This window comes from Bradyrhizobium jicamae (assembly GCF_018130215.1).
In the GTDB taxonomy this organism is placed as follows: Bacteria; Pseudomonadota; Alphaproteobacteria; order Rhizobiales; family Xanthobacteraceae; genus Bradyrhizobium; species Bradyrhizobium jicamae_A.
In genome coordinates this window covers 26,289-44,359 of record NZ_JAFCKQ010000022.1, presented here as the reverse complement: position 1 = coordinate 44,359, position 18,071 = coordinate 26,289, and the positions used below count along the sequence as shown (strand labels likewise).

Annotated in this window: 23 protein-coding genes, 2 tRNA genes and 1 pseudogene; 12 read left to right on the top strand and 14 right to left on the bottom strand. The window is 63.6% G+C overall.

Annotated features, from left to right (window positions below):
- Positions 1-44 precede the first annotated feature (44 nt).
- Positions 45-167, bottom strand: a pseudogene (locus tag JQ586_RS41590) (LacI family DNA-binding transcriptional regulator); the annotation flags it as partial.
- A gap of 268 nt (positions 168-435) precedes the next feature.
- On the opposite strand from JQ586_RS41590, the gene JQ586_RS22710 reads away from it, so the two are divergent.
- The 4 genes from JQ586_RS22710 to JQ586_RS22695 are packed head-to-tail and all read left to right on the top strand — an operon-like array spanning position 436 to position 3,911.
- Complete coding sequence (locus tag JQ586_RS22710; RefSeq protein WP_212396839.1) at positions 436-1,686, top strand: sugar ABC transporter substrate-binding protein; 1,251 nt, start codon at positions 436-438, stop codon at positions 1,684-1,686.
- 58 nt (positions 1,687-1,744) lie between these two features.
- Complete coding sequence (locus tag JQ586_RS22705; protein WP_212396838.1) at positions 1,745-2,683, top strand: carbohydrate ABC transporter permease; 939 nt, start codon at positions 1,745-1,747, stop codon at positions 2,681-2,683.
- Positions 2,683-3,498, top strand: a complete 816-nt coding sequence (locus tag JQ586_RS22700; RefSeq protein WP_212396837.1) for a carbohydrate ABC transporter permease — start codon at positions 2,683-2,685, stop codon at positions 3,496-3,498. Before JQ586_RS22705 ends, JQ586_RS22700 begins: the two co-directional genes overlap by 1 nt.
- A complete protein-coding gene (locus JQ586_RS22695; RefSeq protein WP_212396836.1) occupies positions 3,495-3,911 on the top strand; it encodes a carboxypeptidase-like regulatory domain-containing protein in 417 nt (138 codons plus the stop codon). Before JQ586_RS22700 ends, JQ586_RS22695 begins: the two co-directional genes overlap by 4 nt.
- Before the next feature lie 4 nt (positions 3,912-3,915).
- Here the strand turns inward: JQ586_RS22695 and JQ586_RS22690 are convergent, their stop codons facing one another.
- The 4 genes from JQ586_RS22690 to JQ586_RS22675 form a co-directional block, all read right to left on the bottom strand.
- Complete coding sequence (locus JQ586_RS22690) at positions 3,916-4,587, bottom strand: SDR family oxidoreductase (protein ID WP_212396835.1); 672 nt, start codon at positions 4,585-4,587, stop codon at positions 3,916-3,918.
- Between the two features lie 18 nt (positions 4,588-4,605).
- Complete coding sequence (locus tag JQ586_RS22685; RefSeq protein ID WP_212396834.1) at positions 4,606-5,781, bottom strand: Gfo/Idh/MocA family protein; 1,176 nt, start codon at positions 5,779-5,781, stop codon at positions 4,606-4,608.
- A complete protein-coding gene (locus tag JQ586_RS22680; RefSeq protein WP_212396833.1) occupies positions 5,778-6,845 on the bottom strand; it encodes a sugar phosphate isomerase/epimerase in 1,068 nt (355 codons plus the stop codon). Before JQ586_RS22680 ends, JQ586_RS22685 begins: the two co-directional genes overlap by 4 nt.
- A gap of 137 nt (positions 6,846-6,982) precedes the next feature.
- A tRNA-Tyr gene (locus JQ586_RS22675) sits at positions 6,983-7,068 on the bottom strand.
- A gap of 197 nt (positions 7,069-7,265) precedes the next feature.
- Here JQ586_RS22675 and rlmB point away from each other — a divergent pair.
- Positions 7,266-8,093, top strand: a complete 828-nt coding sequence (gene rlmB, locus JQ586_RS22670; RefSeq protein WP_212396832.1) for a 23S rRNA (guanosine(2251)-2'-O)-methyltransferase RlmB — start codon at positions 7,266-7,268, stop codon at positions 8,091-8,093.
- A gap of 165 nt (positions 8,094-8,258) precedes the next feature.
- Here the strand turns inward: rlmB and JQ586_RS22665 are convergent, their stop codons facing one another.
- The 4 genes from JQ586_RS22665 to JQ586_RS22650 all read right to left on the bottom strand — a co-directional run bounded on the left by JQ586_RS22665 (position 8,259) and on the right by JQ586_RS22650 (position 10,929).
- Positions 8,259-8,684 (bottom strand): hypothetical protein, encoded by a 426-nt coding sequence (locus JQ586_RS22665; RefSeq protein WP_212396831.1) that lies wholly within the window; start codon positions 8,682-8,684, stop codon positions 8,259-8,261.
- A 76-nt stretch (positions 8,685-8,760) separates the two neighbouring features.
- A complete protein-coding gene (locus tag JQ586_RS22660) occupies positions 8,761-9,255 on the bottom strand; it encodes a hypothetical protein (protein WP_212396830.1) in 495 nt (164 codons plus the stop codon).
- Between the two features lie 171 nt (positions 9,256-9,426).
- Complete coding sequence (locus tag JQ586_RS22655; RefSeq protein WP_212396829.1) at positions 9,427-10,140, bottom strand: urease accessory protein; 714 nt, start codon at positions 10,138-10,140, stop codon at positions 9,427-9,429.
- 72 nt (positions 10,141-10,212) lie between these two features.
- Positions 10,213-10,929 (bottom strand): dienelactone hydrolase family protein, encoded by a 717-nt coding sequence (locus tag JQ586_RS22650; RefSeq protein ID WP_212396828.1) that lies wholly within the window; start codon positions 10,927-10,929, stop codon positions 10,213-10,215.
- A gap of 212 nt (positions 10,930-11,141) precedes the next feature.
- On the opposite strand from JQ586_RS22650, the gene JQ586_RS22645 reads away from it, so the two are divergent.
- The 6 genes from JQ586_RS22645 (at position 11,142) to JQ586_RS22620 (ending at position 13,940) form a co-directional block, all read left to right on the top strand.
- Positions 11,142-11,216, top strand: a tRNA-Thr gene (locus JQ586_RS22645).
- Positions 11,217-11,337: 121 nt separating this feature from the next.
- Positions 11,338-11,526: a hypothetical protein gene (locus JQ586_RS22640; RefSeq protein WP_212396827.1), complete on the top strand. Its 189-nt coding sequence runs from the start codon at positions 11,338-11,340 to the stop codon at positions 11,524-11,526.
- A 183-nt stretch (positions 11,527-11,709) separates the two neighbouring features.
- Positions 11,710-12,108: a hypothetical protein gene (locus JQ586_RS22635; protein ID WP_212396826.1), complete on the top strand. Its 399-nt coding sequence runs from the start codon at positions 11,710-11,712 to the stop codon at positions 12,106-12,108.
- Positions 12,109-12,183: 75 nt separating this feature from the next.
- Positions 12,184-12,363, top strand: a complete 180-nt coding sequence (locus tag JQ586_RS22630) for a hypothetical protein (RefSeq protein ID WP_212396825.1) — start codon at positions 12,184-12,186, stop codon at positions 12,361-12,363.
- 302 nt (positions 12,364-12,665) lie between these two features.
- Entirely contained in the window at positions 12,666-13,292 is a 627-nt protein-coding gene (locus tag JQ586_RS22625; protein ID WP_212396824.1) for a hypothetical protein, read from the top strand.
- 393 nt (positions 13,293-13,685) lie between these two features.
- The gene (locus tag JQ586_RS22620) at positions 13,686-13,940 is read left to right on the top strand and encodes a hypothetical protein (RefSeq protein WP_212396823.1); all 255 of its coding nucleotides are present in this window, start codon (positions 13,686-13,688) and stop codon (positions 13,938-13,940) included.
- A 70-nt stretch (positions 13,941-14,010) separates the two neighbouring features.
- On the opposite strand, the gene JQ586_RS22615 is transcribed toward JQ586_RS22620, so the two are convergent.
- The 4 genes from JQ586_RS22615 to JQ586_RS22600 form a co-directional block, all read right to left on the bottom strand.
- Positions 14,011-14,256 (bottom strand): hypothetical protein, encoded by a 246-nt coding sequence (locus tag JQ586_RS22615; RefSeq protein ID WP_249147965.1) that lies wholly within the window; start codon positions 14,254-14,256, stop codon positions 14,011-14,013.
- 174 nt (positions 14,257-14,430) lie between these two features.
- Complete coding sequence (locus tag JQ586_RS22610; RefSeq protein WP_212396822.1) at positions 14,431-15,156, bottom strand: outer membrane protein; 726 nt, start codon at positions 15,154-15,156, stop codon at positions 14,431-14,433.
- A 277-nt stretch (positions 15,157-15,433) separates the two neighbouring features.
- Entirely contained in the window at positions 15,434-15,832 is a 399-nt protein-coding gene (locus JQ586_RS22605; RefSeq protein WP_212396897.1) for a hypothetical protein, read from the bottom strand.
- A 549-nt stretch (positions 15,833-16,381) separates the two neighbouring features.
- On the bottom strand, positions 16,382-16,708 hold the full coding sequence (locus JQ586_RS22600) for a His-rich protein BRANT (RefSeq protein WP_249147961.1): 327 nt from the start codon (positions 16,706-16,708) through the stop codon (positions 16,382-16,384).
- Positions 16,709-16,998: 290 nt separating this feature from the next.
- Here JQ586_RS22600 and JQ586_RS22595 point away from each other — a divergent pair, with 290 nt between their 5' ends.
- A complete protein-coding gene (locus tag JQ586_RS22595) occupies positions 16,999-17,550 on the top strand; it encodes a lipopolysaccharide assembly protein LapB (protein ID WP_212396821.1) in 552 nt (183 codons plus the stop codon).
- Between the two features lie 202 nt (positions 17,551-17,752).
- Here the strand turns inward: JQ586_RS22595 and JQ586_RS22590 are convergent, their stop codons facing one another.
- Positions 17,753-18,034, bottom strand: coding sequence for a hypothetical protein (locus tag JQ586_RS22590; protein ID WP_212396820.1), 282 nt, complete (start codon positions 18,032-18,034; stop codon positions 17,753-17,755).
- Positions 18,035-18,071 lie beyond the last annotated feature (37 nt).

Genomic DNA, 18,071 nt, shown 5'->3' with positions numbered 1-18,071 from the left:
CCGCGTGCACTCGCAAGGGCGCCAGCAACCACATTTCGCCGATAGGACAGTCGCGCTATTGCCTCGTCGATGCGGCCTCGCACATCGGGCGAGACGATGTCGGGCTGACGTAGCGCCCGTGACACGGTCGAGATCGACACACCCGCAAGCCTAGCCACATCCGCCATTCGCGAGCGAGGCAGACCAGTGCGATAGCGTCTCGAGGGCTGCACTTCCACCATCGCCAGACCGCATGAAGGCTGAACCGAGCCAAGAATGAAAGCGCTTTCACGTTCCTGTCAATCAAGATTGCACCGCAAAATTGCCCAATATGTCGAAGATTTTTTGAGCCCTTGACCGCGTTCATGCAAGCGCTAACATTTGCGACAAGAACCATGATGGTGACGACGGATGCCCTTCGAGAGCGTCCGCGTTCGCGAGCCGGGAGGATGTGCGATGGATCGCAGAACGGTTCTCAAGACAGGTCTGGCAGCCGCCGGAACACTCGCGATGCCCGCTTACCTGAGGGCGCAATCGAACAAGAAAATCAGCGTCCTGACCTGGAACATCGCCGACCAGGAAGCGCTGTTCAAGGAGGAGTTCGACGAGTTCAAGAAGGCCAATCCCAGCGTCGAGATCGAGTGGCTCGACAAGAAAGGCCCCGACCTTCCGGCTTTCTACCAGACTCAATTGGTGGCCGGCACGGCACCTGACGTGATCGACATTCAAGGCGCGCTATGGGTCGAGTGGGCCGCGAACGGCGCTCTGCTGGATTTGACGCCTTACTTCCAGAACGATCCCGCCTTCGTGAAGATGTTCAATCCGGACTACATGTCCTCCTTCGTCTACGACAAGAAGAACTACCTCGTACCGTTCTACGTCGCGAAGACCCTGCTCTACTACAACAAGACGATGTTCAAGGAGGCCGGGCTCTCCGGACCGCCCAAAACGTTCGACGAACTCCTCGCCTCCGCCCAGGCGATGGGCAAGGGAGAGAAGACAGGCTTCCTGACGCTGAACTTCGACTGGCTGTACTGGCCGCTCATGAAGATGAACGGCATCGAACTTCTCACACCCGATTACAAGAAACCTGCCTTCAATACGCCGGCCGCGGCGGAACTGCTCGATCGTCTCGCCAAATCCACTGCCGCAGGCGCGATCAACAAGATCGCCTGGACCGGCCGCTGGGTCGAACCGAACGGCGCCTTCGCGTCCGGCACGGTGGGCATGCTCCAGGCCCATTCGGCATCCTACTTCTTCGTCAAGGGACAGGGACGCTGGATCAACCCCGAGACGCTGGGCGCAACCCAGGCGCCCGGCGACTGGTCGACGCCGACCAACCACGGCTTCGGCGTCTCAAAAAGCTCAGGGAATCCCGAGCTTGCCTTTGCCCTCGTCAAGCACATGACCAGCGTGAAATGGGCCACCCGGCTTGCGCAGATCCGCCGCGTGCTCACTGCGAACATCGAGGCCGACAAGGCCGGTCTCGAGTCGGTGAAGGCGGACGATCCCCTGGCGTATGCCGTGCTTCAGACCCAGCTCGAGCACACGGACAAGATGACCGGCAACTGGCCGCTGGCGAACGATGCCCAGATCAAGGAGGCGTTCTGGCCGGAATTCCAGAATGCCGTTCTCGGCCGCAAGGATGCCAAGACCGCGCTTGCCGACGCCGAACGCGCCGTTACGCGAGTTCTGCGCCGGTCATAATCAACGGCATCGGCGCGATCCGCCACGAGCGGCATCGCGGTCGGCCGAGGGAATGCTGATGTCGGTGACGGCAATAGATACGGCAGACGTACGGCCCCGTTTCACCAGGCGACGATCGACGCGCAGGGCAATCCTGATCTGGAGCTTTCTTGCGCCGTCCCTGCTGATTTTCCTGCTCTACCGCATCCTGCCCCTCGGCTGGAACCTGCTGCTCTCCTTCGAAGCATGGTCGCCGCTCAAGCCCGCGGTCTTCATCGGCTTCGACAACTATCAGGAGATGTTCTGGGACGACGACGTGTTCTGGCAGGCGCTCTGGAACACGCTCGGGATCATTGCTTCCGCCCCGCTCGGCATTGCCATCGCGCTCGGGCTCGCGCTGCTCGTCAATTCCGACATCCGCGGACGCGACGTCTATCGCACCCTGATCTTCCTGTCCTATCCGCTGATGACTGTGGCGGTCGCGATCATCTGGCGCTGGATGTTCGACGAGCGCGTCGGACTCATCAATTTTGTCGCGCGGTCGCTGCATCTGGCAGACCAGCCGATTCCCTTTCTCAACTCCTTCACATGGGCGCTGCCCTGCGTCATCGCCGCCAACATCTGGCAGATGCTCGGCTTCTACATGATCATCATCCTGACCGGCCTGCAGACCATTCCCGGCAATTTGTACGAAGCAGCCGAGATCGACGGCGCAAACTCCTTCCGCCGCTTCCTGCGCATCACGCTGCCGTTGCTGAGACCGTCGCTGTTCCTCTGCTTCGTCATCGGTATGCTCAATTCGGTGACAAGCTTCGACCTGATCTACGTCATGACCAATGGCGGCCCCGGCCATGCCACCGAAATCCTCGTGACCTACATCTACAAGCTCGCCTTCAACCAGACACGCTTCGATTACGCGGCGGCGATCACGGTGGTCTTCTTCATGCTGCTCCTGGCCGTGACCTGGGCCGCCAACAGGCTCTCGGGCGGAAATGTCGGCGCGGTGGAGCACGATTGATGACCAGGCGGCAGCGGCGCTGGCCGATTCACCTCGCACTCATCGCCGTGTGCTTCGTCATGCTGGTGCCGTTCTACTGGGTGCTGAAGACCTCGATCTCGGGAGAGAACATCTTCTCCTATCCGCCCAGCATCGTTCCGCGGGATCCGCAGCCCTTCTATTATGTCGACGTCTGGTATGCGATCCCCTTCGCGCGATACTTCTTGAACAGCGTCGTCGTGTCAATTCTGACGATCGTCGCGAACGTCGTTCTGAATGCGATGGCAGGCTATTCACTGACGCAAACCTTTCCGGGAAAACAGATCGTCCTGATGCTGTTCTTGTCCTGCATGATGATTCCGTTCCAGGCGACGATCATCCCGGCCTACCTCATCACCGGTAAACTCGGGCTGCTCGACTCCTATCTCGGCCTCGCCCTGCCGATGTTCTCGACCATCATCTGCATCTTCGTGTTCAAGGCGAGCTTCGATGCGGTGCCCCGCTCGCTGATCGACGCAGCTCGTGTCGACGGGCTGTCCGAATGGCGGATCATCTGGAAGGTAATGATGCCGCTCGCCAAGTCCGCCGTCGCGACCAACGTGATCCTCTCCTTCATCTGGTCCTGGAACAACTTCATGTGGCCTCTGATCGCAACCCGCTCGCAGGACATGCAAACGCTGCCACTCGGGCTGGCGCGCTTCATCTCCTATCAGGAAGATACGACGGGCGCCCTCTACGCCTTCTGCATCATGGTGCTGGCGCCGGGCATCCTGCTCTTCCTGCTTGCGCAGAAGGAATTCGTCCAGGGCCTCACCACCGGAGCAACCAAGGGATGAGCATCAGGGACGATCCTGCCGCCCCGCGGTGGAGGCGCTGGCTGCTCAACCGGTTTGTGCTGGTGCCGGGTACACTTGCCATCATCGCGATCGTCTGGAATGCCTGGGTCTTCACCCACAATCACGGCAAGATCGCTGGCCGCGTGGTCGACGCCTCCGGGAGGGCGGTCGAAGGCGCGGAGGTCAAACTGTGGGTGTTCAACTTCACGACCTTCGTCGAACAGGCCTCGACCCAGAGCAAAAGCGACGGGTCATTCCAGTTCACCAGCAACCCGTCGCACAACATTCAGCTCAGTGCCGAGAAGCCTGGCGTCGGACGGTCGCGGATACCGGTCAGGCTCTATTTCCAGTCGGAAGACCTCACCTTGAAGCAGCCGCTTCAGCTCACCGAGGCGGCAACGGAGGGAAAATAGCGCCTCACCATGGCAACGGCTGGTCGTGATAGGTGACGAAGCTGCCGGTGTGGTGCGGGCCGGCACGATGGATGACGCCGCGCATGCCAGCGACACTTTCGGCCACCGGCACACGACCGCCCGGCTCGGTTGCCGCCCATCCCGGATGCAGCGCAAGAACGCAGATTTGGCGCGGCGCGAGGTCGACGGCCAGCGTCTTCACGATCATGTTGAGGCCGGCCTTGCTGGAACGGTAAGCATAGGAACCGCCGGAGTTGTTCAGCGCGATCGAGCCCATCCTGCTCGAGACGAACGCCATCATCTTCGCTTCGCTCCGCGCGACCTGCTCGACGAAACTTTCGGCCATCTTCATCGGGCCAAGCAGGTTGGTCTGGAGAATGCGCTCCCAGAGCGCGTAATCGGTTTCGCCGAAGGGCGGATGGGGCCGGCCGATGCCGGCATTGTTGAGGAGGATGTCGATCGTATCGTGCCTGAGCCGCCGCGACAGGGCTTCGATCGCCGTGTGATCGGTGACGTCGAGCTTTACCACCTCGATATTGCCACGGATTGCCACGGTCTCGGTCGCTGTAGCAGGATCGAGACAGGTCGCGATCACGCGATGTCCATCGCCCGCATACTGCCGCGCGAACTCGACGCCCAGCCCCGTATCGCAACCCGTCACCAAGATTGTCGCCATCGTACCCCCGAGTTCGGATCAATTGGCCAGACGAACCACGGATCCGTCCCGCTTCGAACTCTCCAGGCATGCCGTCACGAAGGCAAGTCCTGCGACGCCATCATCGATGGTCGGCACCAGCATGGAGCCTCCCGAGGTCGCGCAATTGCGGCGCAGAAGCATCATGTCGGCCAGTCCGCAATAAAGATTTGCCACCGCCTCCTGCAGTCCCTCAGGATGACCGGGGCGCATCAGGCGCGATGAATGCTGCGCATCGGTCGTCAGCATCGGCTGACCACCGGAAATGGTGCGGACCTCGCCATCGAGAGAGGCGATCGCGAGCTCATTGTGCCTGCCGTGCTGCCACTCCATGTGTCCCTTCTCGCCATAGACGCGCAACCGGACATGGTTGGACATGCCGGCCGCCGCGTTGCTGACCTCGAGCTGTCCGCGGGTTCCATCGGCGAGACGGAAGCGGACTTGCGCGATGTCATGCACCTTGCGGCCGGGGACCATTGTCCCGACATCGGCCGACACGCGTTCGAACGGCTGCCCCGTGACGAACGAGACGAGATGGTGCGCGTGGGTACCGATGTCGCCCAGCACGAGGGACGGCCCGCTGCGCTCGGGCTTCAGCCGCCAGCGCAGGTCTGCATCAGCATCGAGCTCGACGGCAGTCGCAAGCCCGCCCGCGAGATACTCGATCTGCACCAGTCGGAGCGCGCCGATTTCGCCAGCCAGGCAGCGCGCGCGCATCTCGCGCACCATCGGATAGCCGGAATAGGTGTGCGTTACCGCAACGGCGCAGCCGCTCGAGATCGCCAGGTCCCGCAACTCCAGCGCCTCGCCCAGTTCATTGCACAGCGGCTTCTCGATCATCACGTCGAGCCCGGCCGCCAGGGCCAGCTTCAGATACGGTGCGTGGCTGTCGTTCGGCGTGATGATGGCAAGCGCTTCAACGCCATCGTCTCGCGCCCGCTCCTTTGCAATGAATTCCTCGACGCTGCCATAGCAGCGCGCCTCGGGCAGGCCGATGGCGAGACCTTCCGTCCTCGACCGCTCCGCGCGCGAGGACAACATGCCCGCGACCAGCGCGAAGCGCTGGTCCATGGTTGCGGCCACGCGATGGACGGGTCCGATCATGGACGGCGGAGCCCCGCCGATGATGCCGAGACGAAAGGGTCGCCCGAGCGCCTTCAGGACGGGATTGGTCATGAACGCCTCGCGATGCCCAGCACGTGATCGATCGTCTCCGCAGGCATGGATGCGCCGAGCGCCGCGTCGAACGATCGATCCGACACACGGATGATGTGCCTTTCGATGAATTGGGCCCCTTCGCGCGCGCCATCGCCCGAATTCTTCAGGCAACACTCCCATTCGAGCACGGCCCAGCCGTCATAGCCGCAACGGGTCAAGCGATCGAAGATGCTTCTGAAGTCGATCTGGCCGTCGCCGACGCTGCGAAAACGTCCTGGCCGGTCGAGCCAGTCCTGGTAGCCGCCATAGACGCCGCTCGCGGCACCTGGCGTGAACTCTGCGTCCTTGACGTGGAAGGCGCCAATGCGCGCGTGATAGCGGTCGATGAAGCCGAGATAGTCCATCTGCTGCAGCAGGAAATGGCTGGGATCGTAGTTGATCTTCACCCGTGGATGATGATCGACGCAGGCAAGGAACCGCTCGAACGTCACGCCGTCGTGCAGGTCCTGTCCCGGATGGAGCTCGAAGCAGAGATCGACGCCGGCGCGATCGGCGTCGTCGAGCAGCGGACGCCAGCGACGGGCAAGCTCGTCGAATGCGCGCTCGACAAGGCCTGCTGGCCGCGGCGGATAAGGATAGACATAGGGCCAGGCGAGTCCGCCCGAGAATACGACGACCTTTCCGGCGCCTGTTGCCGCGGCGCGGCCGATTGCGCGCCGCAAGTCTCGCTCGGCTTGCGCCTGGCGCGCGGCAGGCCGGCCGCGAACATCCGGCGCGGCCAGGGCATCCATGGTTTCGTCATAGACGGGATGCACGGCCAGCAGCTGTCCGGAGCGCTGCGCCGCAATCTCGCTGACGACCATGCCCGCTTTGGAGATGACGGATTCGATCCTGGCGAGCGCGTCTTGCTCAGGCAGGTCCGCCAGATCCTTCAGCCGCGGGTCGGAGACCGGGATCTGCAGCGCCTTGAAGCCGAGCTCCTTTGCCCATTCGGCGAGGCCGCCAAGCGTGTCGAAGGGAGGGTGTGCCCCGATGAACTGGCTGATGAACAGGCCAGGCCCGCGCATGGTTCTTGGCTTCATTGGCGCTTCCGGCGGTAAGGATCGACTTTGTATATCGCGGCACGAAAGAAGAATGCGCAGTTCCTGGTCGGGATCGCGTCGCAATCCGTTCCCAGTCTGAACGGCTCGCAAAATCTCGGAAAGTCAAACGAACAAGATGGTGGGGGAGGCAGGACTCGAACCTGCGAAGCCATGAGGCGGCTGATTTACAGTCAGCTCCCTTTGCCACTCGGGACACTCCCCCGTCCAACAGCATCAAGACCGGCCGCGCGAGTGGCGGCGGACCGGGTCATCGAAATGACGCTGATAACCGCGCAAGGCCCGGTTCGGGTGCGCGGTCGGGCGCCGTTATGGGCGAAGGGACCTGCCAAAGTCAACCAACCCGGCGAGCAATTTGCCGGTTAAATTGCCATTCTGCGACACCCGTGACACAAGCCTCACATGAGCGATCGCGACGGCAAACCCAATTTCCGAAACAAGGGCGGTAAACCCTTCGAAAAAGGGCGGAAATTCGCCCGCAGCTCGACCTGGCGGGAGCGCGAGTCCGGTTCCGACGGCCCGGTCATTCTCTATGGCTGGCACACGGTGTCGGCAGCCCTTGCCAATCCCGAGCGCCATATCCGCAGGCTTTACCTCACCGAGAACGCCGCAAGGCGGCTGGCCGAGGAGAATATCGAGACCCCGGTCACGCCGGAGATCGTCCGCCCAAGCACGATCGACCAGCGGCTCGGCCCCGACGCGGTGCACCAGGGGCTCCTGGCGGAGGCCGATCCCCTGCCCTCGCCGGGCATCGACACGCTGGAACTCGAGGGCATTGTCCTTGTGCTCGACCAGATCACCGACCCGCACAATGTCGGCGCCATCCTGCGCTCGGCCGCGGCGTTCGCGGTGAAGGCGATCGTCACCACCGCGCGCCACAGCCCGGAGGCGACCGGCGTGCTGGCGAAGTCGGCGTCCGGCGCGCTCGAACTGGTGCCGCTGGTCACCGTGCAGAATCTTGCCCGCGCGCTGACCGAACTGAACGACCGCGGCTTCATGACCGTGGGACTCGACAGCCAGGGCGCCGAGGATCTCGGCAAGGTCGAATTGCAGCAGCCGCTCGCGCTCGTGCTCGGCGCCGAGGGCAAGGGCCTGCGGCAACTGACGCGCGAAACCTGCCGCGTCGTCGCCCGCCTCGACATGCCCGGCGAGATCAAGAGCCTCAACGTCTCGAACGCAGCCGTGCTCGCGCTTTATATCGGCGCGAGCCGGCTGGGGTTGATGGGGTAGCAGCCGGCCGAGCCGTCATTGCGAGCGAATCGAAGCAATCTATACGGCAGCAAGCGGAAGTATGGATTGCTTCGTCGCTCGCGCTCCTCGCGATGACGGGCCAGACAGCAAAGCGCCCGCTCGCGAACAGCGAACGGGCGCTTCTGATCTCTGCCGATCGTAAGATCAGTAGTAGCGGCGCAGCACCGGATGGCCGTAGTGATAGCCGTAGCCGTAGTGCGGACGATAGTGGTGATAGGCGTGGTAGCCGTAATGGTGATGGCCGTAATACGGACGGCCATAGCCCTCGCGGTAATACGGATGCGGCGCCCAGTTGCCGGGGCCGGTGTAGGTCGGGCCCTGGTTGACGTAATAATACTGCTGCGTGGTGCCGGGATAGACCGCATCCGGGTCGGGCAGGCGTTCGACCGCGCCGAGGCCGCCGCAGGGGTTGCAGCCGCCATAGCCATAGCCATAGCCATGGCCGTAACCATAACCCACGACCGGTGCAGAATAGACCGGCGCGGCGCACGGACTGAAGCCGCAGGCCATTGCGGGCGCAGTGGCCATGACGGCCGCCGCCGCAATCATTCCAGTGATCATGTGACGCATTGCTCTCTCCTGTAGGTATTTTTCGTTGGCTTCGTTTGCTTTGGGTCTTCTTGGGTTTTCTTGGGCTTCTCGAAGATTATGGGTACACTTTCGGGCGTGGCGGCCGCGGCGGCGGGAGAAGTCCCGGCTGCTGCTGGCCATTGAACTGCGGCGCGTAGATCACAGGCGGCGGTTCGACCGGAACGTTCGATTGCGCCGGCAGCGGCGCCGAGTGCGCCGACCATGACTGGTGATAGCTCTCGGCCGGCTTCGGCAGGGAGCGGTTCGCCGGCGGCTCGATCTCGACACGGCCATAGCCGGGAGTGTGGCCCATGCTCGGATAATAGTGGCCGACATTCGGCTCGGGATCGATCGGGCGGCCGCCATAGACGGTCGGCTGCATCGCCTCGTTGCGGCCGAGGCCGGTCTCGCCCTCGACCACGGCGTAGGACGCATCGACGCCATTGATGATGATGGGGATGCCGGGGCGATAGGGTACAACGATGTCGAAGCCGCCGCCGGCCCTTGCTGTCGAAGTCATTGCCGTCGAGGTCAAGGCAGCCAAAATCGCCAGTGCAATGCCAACGCGCATGTCACGCAACGTCCCGTTGTTCGAGTGCAACCTAAAGCAACGCGCGAGCGCAAGGGTTAAGGTCGCCGGCCAAACTGCCGGTAAGCCTAACACCCGAGCGTCAGCGCCCGCTCAATGTTGACCAAACAGGATCAGGAATGGTTAACGCGTGTGTTGGGATGCGTCCGAGCGTCAGGCGAAGGCATTCCCGACGATCGAATGGACCCCGATCGCGATGGCGACGAGACCGACCGCGACCTGAAGGCCGCTGTTGGCCCAGGTCAGCCAGCGCGCCGAGGCGGCCAGCGGCAGCGCGATCACGCTGGACAGCATGCCCATGCCGATCATCGAGCCGACGCCGAACAACGCGACATAGCCGAGCCCGATCACGGGATTCGGGGCCTGCGACACCGTCAGCACCAACAGCGCCGCCGAGCCCGCCATGCCGTGCATCAGCCCGACCAGCAGCGTGCGCCAGCGGAAACCATGCGCATGGGCGTGCGGCGCGCGCGCGTGCGGCAAGGCGGACGCAAGCGCCGCCGTTTCTCCGGCATGGCTATGAGCGTGGAAATGCGTGGTGCCGTCGGCATGGGCATGACGGTGGAAGTGAATGCGGTCGCGCCACAGCCGCCACAGCACGTGCGCTCCGAGGCCGACCAGCATGAACCCGACCGCGGTCTCGATCGGCTGCGCCACCGTCTCCGGGATCGCGCGCCCGAGCAGGATGGCCGCGCCTGCGAACACGAACAGGGTCAGCGTGTGCCCGAGCCCCCAGGTCAGGCCATGCTTGACGATGTCACTGAGGCTGGTGCGGCGGGCCGCGATGCTCGAGACCGCCGCGATGTGATCCGGCTCCAGCGCATGCTGCATGCCGAGCAGAAAACCCAGACTCAAGATTGCGAACATCACTCCCCCGGGCCGCGCGCCCACTCGTCGCTCGATAACACTCGCGGATCCAACACCAGTTCGCCGACCTTGTCAGGCCAGCACCTCGTCAAGCAGGCCATGCATCGCGGCCCAGGAACGGCGGTCGGCCCGCGCATCGTACAGCGCCGAGCGCATGATCGAGCCGTCTGCCGTCGGATTGGTGAAGCCGTGCAGCGTGTTGCCGTAGCTCGTCACCTGCCAGTCGGCAACCCCGGCCGCACGCATCTCCTCTTCGAAGGCGGTGACTTGATCCGGCGGCGCCAGCGGATCATCGGCGCCGGTCAGGACCAGCACGCTCGCCTTCACTGCGCCCTCGGCCGCAGGCAATCTGGTCGAGAGAACGCCGTGGAAGCTGACCACGGCCTTCAGCTCGGCGCCATCGCGTGCAAGCTCGAGCACAACGGAGCCGCCGAAGCAGAATCCGATTGCGACGCATCTCGTGGCATCGACCTCGGGCAGCGCCACCAGCGTTGCAAGCGCGGCACGGCCGCGGGCGCGCAGCGTCGCCGGCTCCTTGCGTAGCGCCCCGACCAGGTTCAGGGCGTCCTCCAGACTTTCAGCCTGCCGCCGGTCACCGAACATGTCGGCGGCGAGCGCGACATAGCCACAGTCGGCAAGCCGGCGCGCCCGCTCCATTGCGAAATCGCCGAGCCCGAGGCCTTCGTGAAACACCAGCGCGCCGGGGCGCTTCCCACCCGCTTCGGCGAATGCGAGATACCCGCGCAGACTGGCTTCGCCACAGCGGTAGTCGATGTCGCGCGTGTACATTGCAATTCTCGTCCAAACCAACAGGAGATGGAACTTCACACCGCTTTGAACGCGCCACAAGATCAAATCGGGACGCCGGTGACGGCGCCGAAAACGATGAAAAGGCGGCCCGCCGGCCGACTTTTCCCTCCCCGGGGCCGGCGAGCACACCGCCAGGTTCTGGCCCTCGCCCGGCAAGTCTGCTATGCGAGCCGGCAAATCCATCACCCTTCGCCGGCTTAGCTCAGCGGTAGAGCAGCAGTTTTGTAAACTGAAGGTCGGGGGTTCAATCCCCTCAGCCGGCACCAGTCCTCGCCCCGTGTCGCTGGCATGATTCGCGGGAAGATTCCCGTAGGATCACGCATCGTCAGCAACATTTCTGTCCTTGCCGGCCAAAAGCGTGTACGCTCGTGAGGGGTGGATTCAATCATGACCTACTTGATCCTTGCCCGTGACGGCACCAGTCGGATCGTCCTGAAGCGCGACAGCGAGGACGCTGCCGCGAAGAAGGCGCGCGAACTCAAGGAAATGGGCTGGTTCGAGGTCGAGGTCCGCGAGGACCTGGGCCTTAGTACCAATCCGGCCGTACAGGGGATTGGCGGGCAAAGCCTGCAGTGAGCGGTCGGGACCGGCGCCCGGTCGTTTGACAGCCGAAGGCGCGCCGTCGGCCGGACCATGACGCGCGCCCGTAACGCACGCAATGGCCTTCAAGACCTGCTCATCGATCCCCCGAGTTGCATATCCCGCGAATTTCGCTGATGGATGCGTTCGGCATGCTGCCAAAATCGCAGGGATAACGACATGCGGCTCGACAATCGAACGATCCTGATCGCGCTGGTGATCCTCAATGTGGCCGCCATCGGCCTGTCGGAAATTCAGCGGCGCGCGCTGGTCGAACACTCGCTGTCGTCGCAGCGCGAGTTTCGCAGTGAAGCCGGTGAATGGAGCAAGCAGCAGGCGGACGCCCTGAAGAAGGTCTCTGCGGAACTCGCCGCGGTCGAGGCCAGGGTCAATGCGATCCAGATCGAGTTGGAATCCGGCGAGACGACCAAGAACACCGCCGCGCAACTCGCCGGGATCATGGCCCGGGTCAACAGGGTCGAGATCCAGACGGCCGAGTCCGCTGCCGCAAACAAGCAGATCACGGACATCTACAATCGGGTGCAGGAGATCCAGACGACGCTTCGCGCATCGAAGTAGGCGGCTGCACGCACAACTCACGGCTCCGTCAATGAACCTTTAGGGACCGGACCGTACTTATCGGTGAGGTCCCCCATGTCCGACACCGCTCATTACCGCTTCCAATCCGATCAGGCGAAACGGCTGGCCCGTCAGGTCACCGACGACGCCGTCCGCGCAAAGCTGCTTGAAATGGCCGAGGAGTATGGCCGCTACGCCGACATGATCGAGGCTCGCGCAGCCGAGCGTCGCGGCGCCGCCGAGGCCGCCGCCTAGGAGGAGCCCACGCTGGGGCTTCTCGAATCGGCCGCCTCGCGTCGGGCGACGCGATCGTCGTCATTCTCGTCCCGATTTTCGGTTGCCCGCACCGTACCCTGCCCTTCCCCCCGGTATCCCGCTATTCCTGCCTCGGCCCGGTGTCTCGGATTTGTCACCTTGCTGGCAAAACAACCGTCTTCGTTAGCCATCATTGTGGTCAAAGCTTGATTCCGCCAAGTTGCTCTGCAAGATCATCGTTTTGACGCGTTTTCTTCACGCGAACCGGTACCCACTTCGCTGGAAAACGCCCTGGGTGCGCCATGAAGTGGATGAAAGAGCGCGACCTGCTGCTCGCGCAGACAGCGGCCTTCGTACAGTCGGTGACGGGCAAGCGGCCCAACATCGAGGCGCAGAGCGCCGCGCTGCAGGCGGCCCTCCAAGCGCGGCAGGCTCAAGCACAGCCGGGTGAACCACGGCAATCTCAAACACAGCCGGCCGAAGCACAGCCGGCACAAGCACAGCCGACTGAAGCACAGCCGACTGAAGCACAGCCGACTGAAGCACAGCCGGCTCAAGAGCAGGTTGCGCAAGCGGAGATTTCGGAGCCGCAGGCCCCGCAAGCGCAGACCCCGGTGGACGCTGGACCGCCATTGCCGGAGGCCACCGTGACGCCGCCATTGCCGGTGCCGACAGTGATCGAAGGTCCGCCGACTGCCGCGTCGGCGGCTCCGGCCACGGCTGTGACGGTCGTCGAGGTCCCGCCGACGCCGTTGCCGCAATTCGCACGGCTCGACCTGCGCGGCGACTTCCAGTCCGAGGTGCGTGACCGCGTTGCGAGTTTCCGCGCGCAACAGCAGCGCTTCCTGAAGGAGCGTGAGGAGTATTGCAGCTCCACCATGGCCAAGGTGCGCGCCGCGATCCGCGACCTGCCGCACTCCGACAAGTAGCCTCGGCAGACCTTCCTACGGAGATGAATTCGCCGAGCCGTCGGGCGGTTATCGCGTCTCCTGATGTCACAAGGCCCAAGCGCTACAGCCAGGCCCAGACCAGCGCCAGATTGGCGGCACAGGCCGCCAGCAGCGCTACGGTCAGCGCGACATGGACGCGCTCATCGGGGGTCGGGATCGCTCTCATGGGGCGGAGCATCCGGCGATTCTACCCGCGGAGTCCCGGGGATTCTTTTTTGCCGGGTTTACCACTCGTTAGGGACTCAAACCTTCGTCGAACGGACCGAAATGTGCCATCTTTTTCGCTCACGGTTCCGTGATCAAGACAACGGCCGCCAGGGCTGAAACTCGCAAGGCGGTCACGGCGTTGTCCGGCGTTTCACGGAGCTGTCGATGGCCTACGCGCTGTTCTACCAGGATGCCAAGCTGAGCAAGGCCTACCCAACCGAGGCCGACGTCTGGAAGCTGGCAAGGAAATCCGGCCTGGTGGTTGACGCGACGTCCGATGACGAAAAGGCCTCGCCGCGTCCTGTCCTCGACAATGACTACGAGATCCGTCCATGCCAGCTCGACCCGGATGAGGACCCGGCCAAGAACAAGGCCGATGCCGACCGCGAAGCGCGGCTCGAGCCCAAATTGAGTTCGTGAGAATTCGGGACGACTTCGGTGCCGGCGCGCTGGCGCGAACCGGGTCAAAGGTCTGCGATACCTGCGACGCCTAGGGCGTCGCCGTCACCAGCGAAGCCTGCTCGGACGGAAGTGAAACGCACGCCTTGCGGCGATGCAGACCCCGGATCGCGCCGGTCACCTTGAGCACCTTGCCGTCCGTGCAGGATGCGTCCTGGACGAAGGCAACTTCATAGGGCGCGAGAACCAGGGGTTCTGATTTCAGGACAGTCACGGTCTGGGCAAGGCACGGCATAGCGACCGCAGAGAAGATCAGCCCTAACGCAAAGCTACGCATGTTTGTTTGTCCACCAGCCCCGGCAGACCCACAATAACGCATGTCAGTGAAAGTTCCGTGCAATGCAGAAATTATTTTCTGCATTGCACGAATGCCGCCGGCGCAGACCGCCTCAAGACGAGACCAAGCAAAAAGGCCGGCGCGTGGCCGGCCTTCGATCAGACGACGGGAAGCTCAGTATTTGGCGGCAACCGGACCGCCCCAGCCGAAGCGGTAGTTGATGCCGAGCTTGACGGTGTGCTCGTCGTTCCGGAAGCTCGTACCGACGATGTCGGCCGGACCTGACGTGAACGTGGTCTTGCCGAAATTGTAATACTGGTACTCGGCCTTTGCCGACCAGTTCGGGGCGAACATGTATTCGAGACCGGCGCCGACCGTGTAGCCGTCCTTGTGGTTGGCGTCGGTGGTGAAGGCTGTCGGTACACCGCCGACCGAGGCGGTTATGTTGTTGTTGTCGCGCCAGGCGTAGCCGCCCTTGGCGTAGAGCAGCGTCGGACCCCAGGTGTAGCCGAAGCGGCCAGTCACCGAGCCGATCTGGTCAGTGTTGCCGGTCACGAGCGTGCCGGCCGGAAACGTCGTCCCGTTGTTCGAGCCGCCGGGCAGCCACGAATACTGCGCCTCGACACCGACAACCCAGTTGGGTGCGAACTGATAGTCGAAGCCGCCCTGGACGCCGCCCACGAAGCGAGCGTCGCTGCCCATCAGGTTGGTGCCGTCGGTGAACGCGCCGCCGACATGGCCGCCGATATAGAAGCCGGTCCAGTTGTAGACCACCGCCGGCGCGGTATAGGGCGGCGGTGCCTTCGTATAAGTGCGGGCCGGTATGTCAGCAGCCAGCGCCGGGCTCGCGAGAGCAGCCAGAGTGGCCAAGGCAACGGTGCCGAGCAGAAACTTCTTCATCTTGATCCCCGTGACTTACGCTGCGCTGTTAATCCAAACAACGTGACCTCAATTGGGTTGCTTTGGGGCAATGCCGTAGCCGTGAAGTTTCCCGAACCGTGATCGAGGTGCAACAACGCCCGTTGGTTCCATGCCACAGCAGATTTTTTTACCCGTTAAGCCGCCGCAATTCACCCTGACGGAAGTCGCAGATGGCTAAGCGCAGGTTCAACGCTCGCCGAAAAGTGATCGGAATGCGCTAACCGCCCGGTCACGGCTTGCGACGGCGCGCCGCGCCTCAGCGCGTCATCTTTTCCAAGTCGGGGAACGGCGCATAGGTCACGCCGGCGCAGGGCTCGGCGGCATTCTCGATGATGCGGTCGAGCCGGCCGTCAACGAACAGGATGCCACGGTCGCGCGAGGAGCGGTAATTGCCGTCGGTGTCCTTCGGGCTGTAGCGCAGGCAGACCACGTAGCGCAGCCGGCCGCCGACCGTCCGCTGCACCGGGTCGGCAATCCCGGCATCGTGCACGCCCACCGGATTGTTCAGGTAGGTCTTCATGAATGCCAGGATCTCGGGCCTGTAATTTGCCGGAAACGGCTGGTCGGCCACGCCGCGGTCGGCGGTAAAACTGATCGGGCCTGAGTCCTCGCCGCCGCCGGCGCAACCGGTCAGCCCGATCGACAGCAGCAGCATCGCCGTCAGTTTCGCCGAAGTCCCCAAATGTCGCAGTCCCTGATCCCCGGGTCAGCCCCTGATCCCCCGGGTCAGTCCCTGATCCCCGGGTGGGGTGTCTTAGACTGCTTCGCGGGCCAAGGGAATTCGCAACTCGGTTATCTGCGCGGTCAGGAGCCGGGCTGCGGATCGTCGAAGGGTCGCGGCTGATTGCATCGGCAAACTTGCGCATCAGCCGCGCCGACATCATCGACACCGGCGGCTGGCAGAAGGCCTACGGCCTGAGCGCCGGGAATTGGGTGTTGATCCGCCCCCGACGGCTATGTCGGCGCGATCGTCTCATCTCGGGAAATCGGGGCGCTCGAATCCTATTTCCGCAGCGTCGGCCTCAACTGACGCCCTCTTTCGAGCATGGTCTGTTCGGAAGACCGGCGGCACGCTCGAACGCACTCCGGCCCGCCGCCATTGGGGAAGCAATGGCGGACGGGCCGGGTCTGACATCCACGGGCACGGCGGGGGCAATGTGGATCGAACAGCACCCGCGGATCAGATTCAGCTGCGCTTGACCGGTCAGCTATGCTTGACCGGCGCGACGTGCTTGGTCGCGATCTTCGCCCGGGCGTGCTTCGCAACGTGCTTCGGCGACTTCACCTTCAGCATGCCCATGTGCTTGTGGTAACGATGATGGCGATAGTGCTGGTGATGGCGGCCCATCTCCGCGTTGGCGTTCAGAACCTTCGACGGGGTCTGCTCGCTCTTGACGACGGGCGCGGCCTTGGTCGCAGGCGCAGGGGTGGTCACGGGCGCGGTGTTGCTGGTCTTGCCCTGCTCGGCCGCGAATGCAGGCGCTGCGATCACGGACATGGCGAGCAGCGCGGCGGAAATCGTCTTCAGCATGGGTGGTCTCCTCTTCCACGGGGATCGCGAGGTGTTCGGCCGGATGGTCGGTCTCGCCGATCAATGCACGCGACCTTAGGGGCCGCGCGCTGAACCCGTTCTGAAGCCCGCGGACGGAATTCATTCATGTGAATGACATCTTCGTCATGTTCCCCCGGACGCCGTTGTACGGGATCACACGGAATCGTGCGCACGGCCGGGAATGTTCCGAAGCCGCGGGTGTTCAAGTCGGCAGGCTTCGGTGTAGGCTTACCGGGCGCGATCAGAAACGATCAGGAGCGATGAAGACAATGAGCAAGACGACACGGTTTTTGACCCTCGCGGTGCTCTCGATGACGCTGGCGGCAGGACCCGTCATCACGGCCTATGCCAATGGCAGCGACGAACCGTCGCCGCCGGCTTCCGACAGCGGCAAGGGCAAGGCGACCAAGAAGACCAAGAAGGACAAGAGCTCCTCGATCGACGACCAGAAGTTCCTGGCCGGCTATCACGCCGCCTATGCCACGATCTATGACCGCCACGACTATGCCTCTGCGATCGAGCAGTTGAAGGCACTTGGCCATGATGACCGCGCCGACGTCGCCAATCTGATCGGCTATTCCTATCGCAAGCTCGGCGACTACAAGGTCTCGCAGATCTGGTACGAGCGCGCGCTCAAGGCCGATCCCAACCATGTCCGCACCTGGCAGTATTACGGCCTCTGGCAGCTGGAGCAGGGCAACCGCGACCAGGCGCAGTATCACTTGAACAAGATCGCGCAGCTCGCCGGCACCAACAGCGAGGAATATCGCTCGCTCGCCGCGGCGCTGGAGAAGCCGCCCGGTACCGGCCTGGTTTACTGATCGAAACACCCGCCAAGCATCGAGCCGGCGCGATCGCAATGACCGCGCCGGCTTTTTCGTCAGGACGTGGTGACGGGCGCTCCGACCACGCGCCGGCGGCGGCCGAGAACGAGGAGCAGGAGGAACGCCGCGAGCCCCAGAAGGGCGCCGCTGCCGAGGCGTCAACTGGTCTGTGAGGCCTGTGTGAGGTCAGCCCCGAATGTCACGGATAATGCTCGTTGCGCCGGTCGGCCTTCGTCCCGCGGTTCACGCCGACCGTGTTGCCGGCCGCCCCGTTATCCGGCTTGGCCGGACGCGCCGCCTTCTCGATGGGCGGGCCGCTGTCGCCGGTCTTCTTGTCGCTGTTCAGCGCCTGGCCGGTCGTCGTGACATTGGCCCCCTTTCCACCTTCCACGGCGCCGCCGGACGGGCCGGAACTTTGCGCCAAGACGGTCCCTGACAGCATAAGGGCCGCCATCAGCATTGCCGCGGCGTGGAGTTTCATGGAGAGGCCTTTCTGCGCGCTGGAATGCACAGCAACG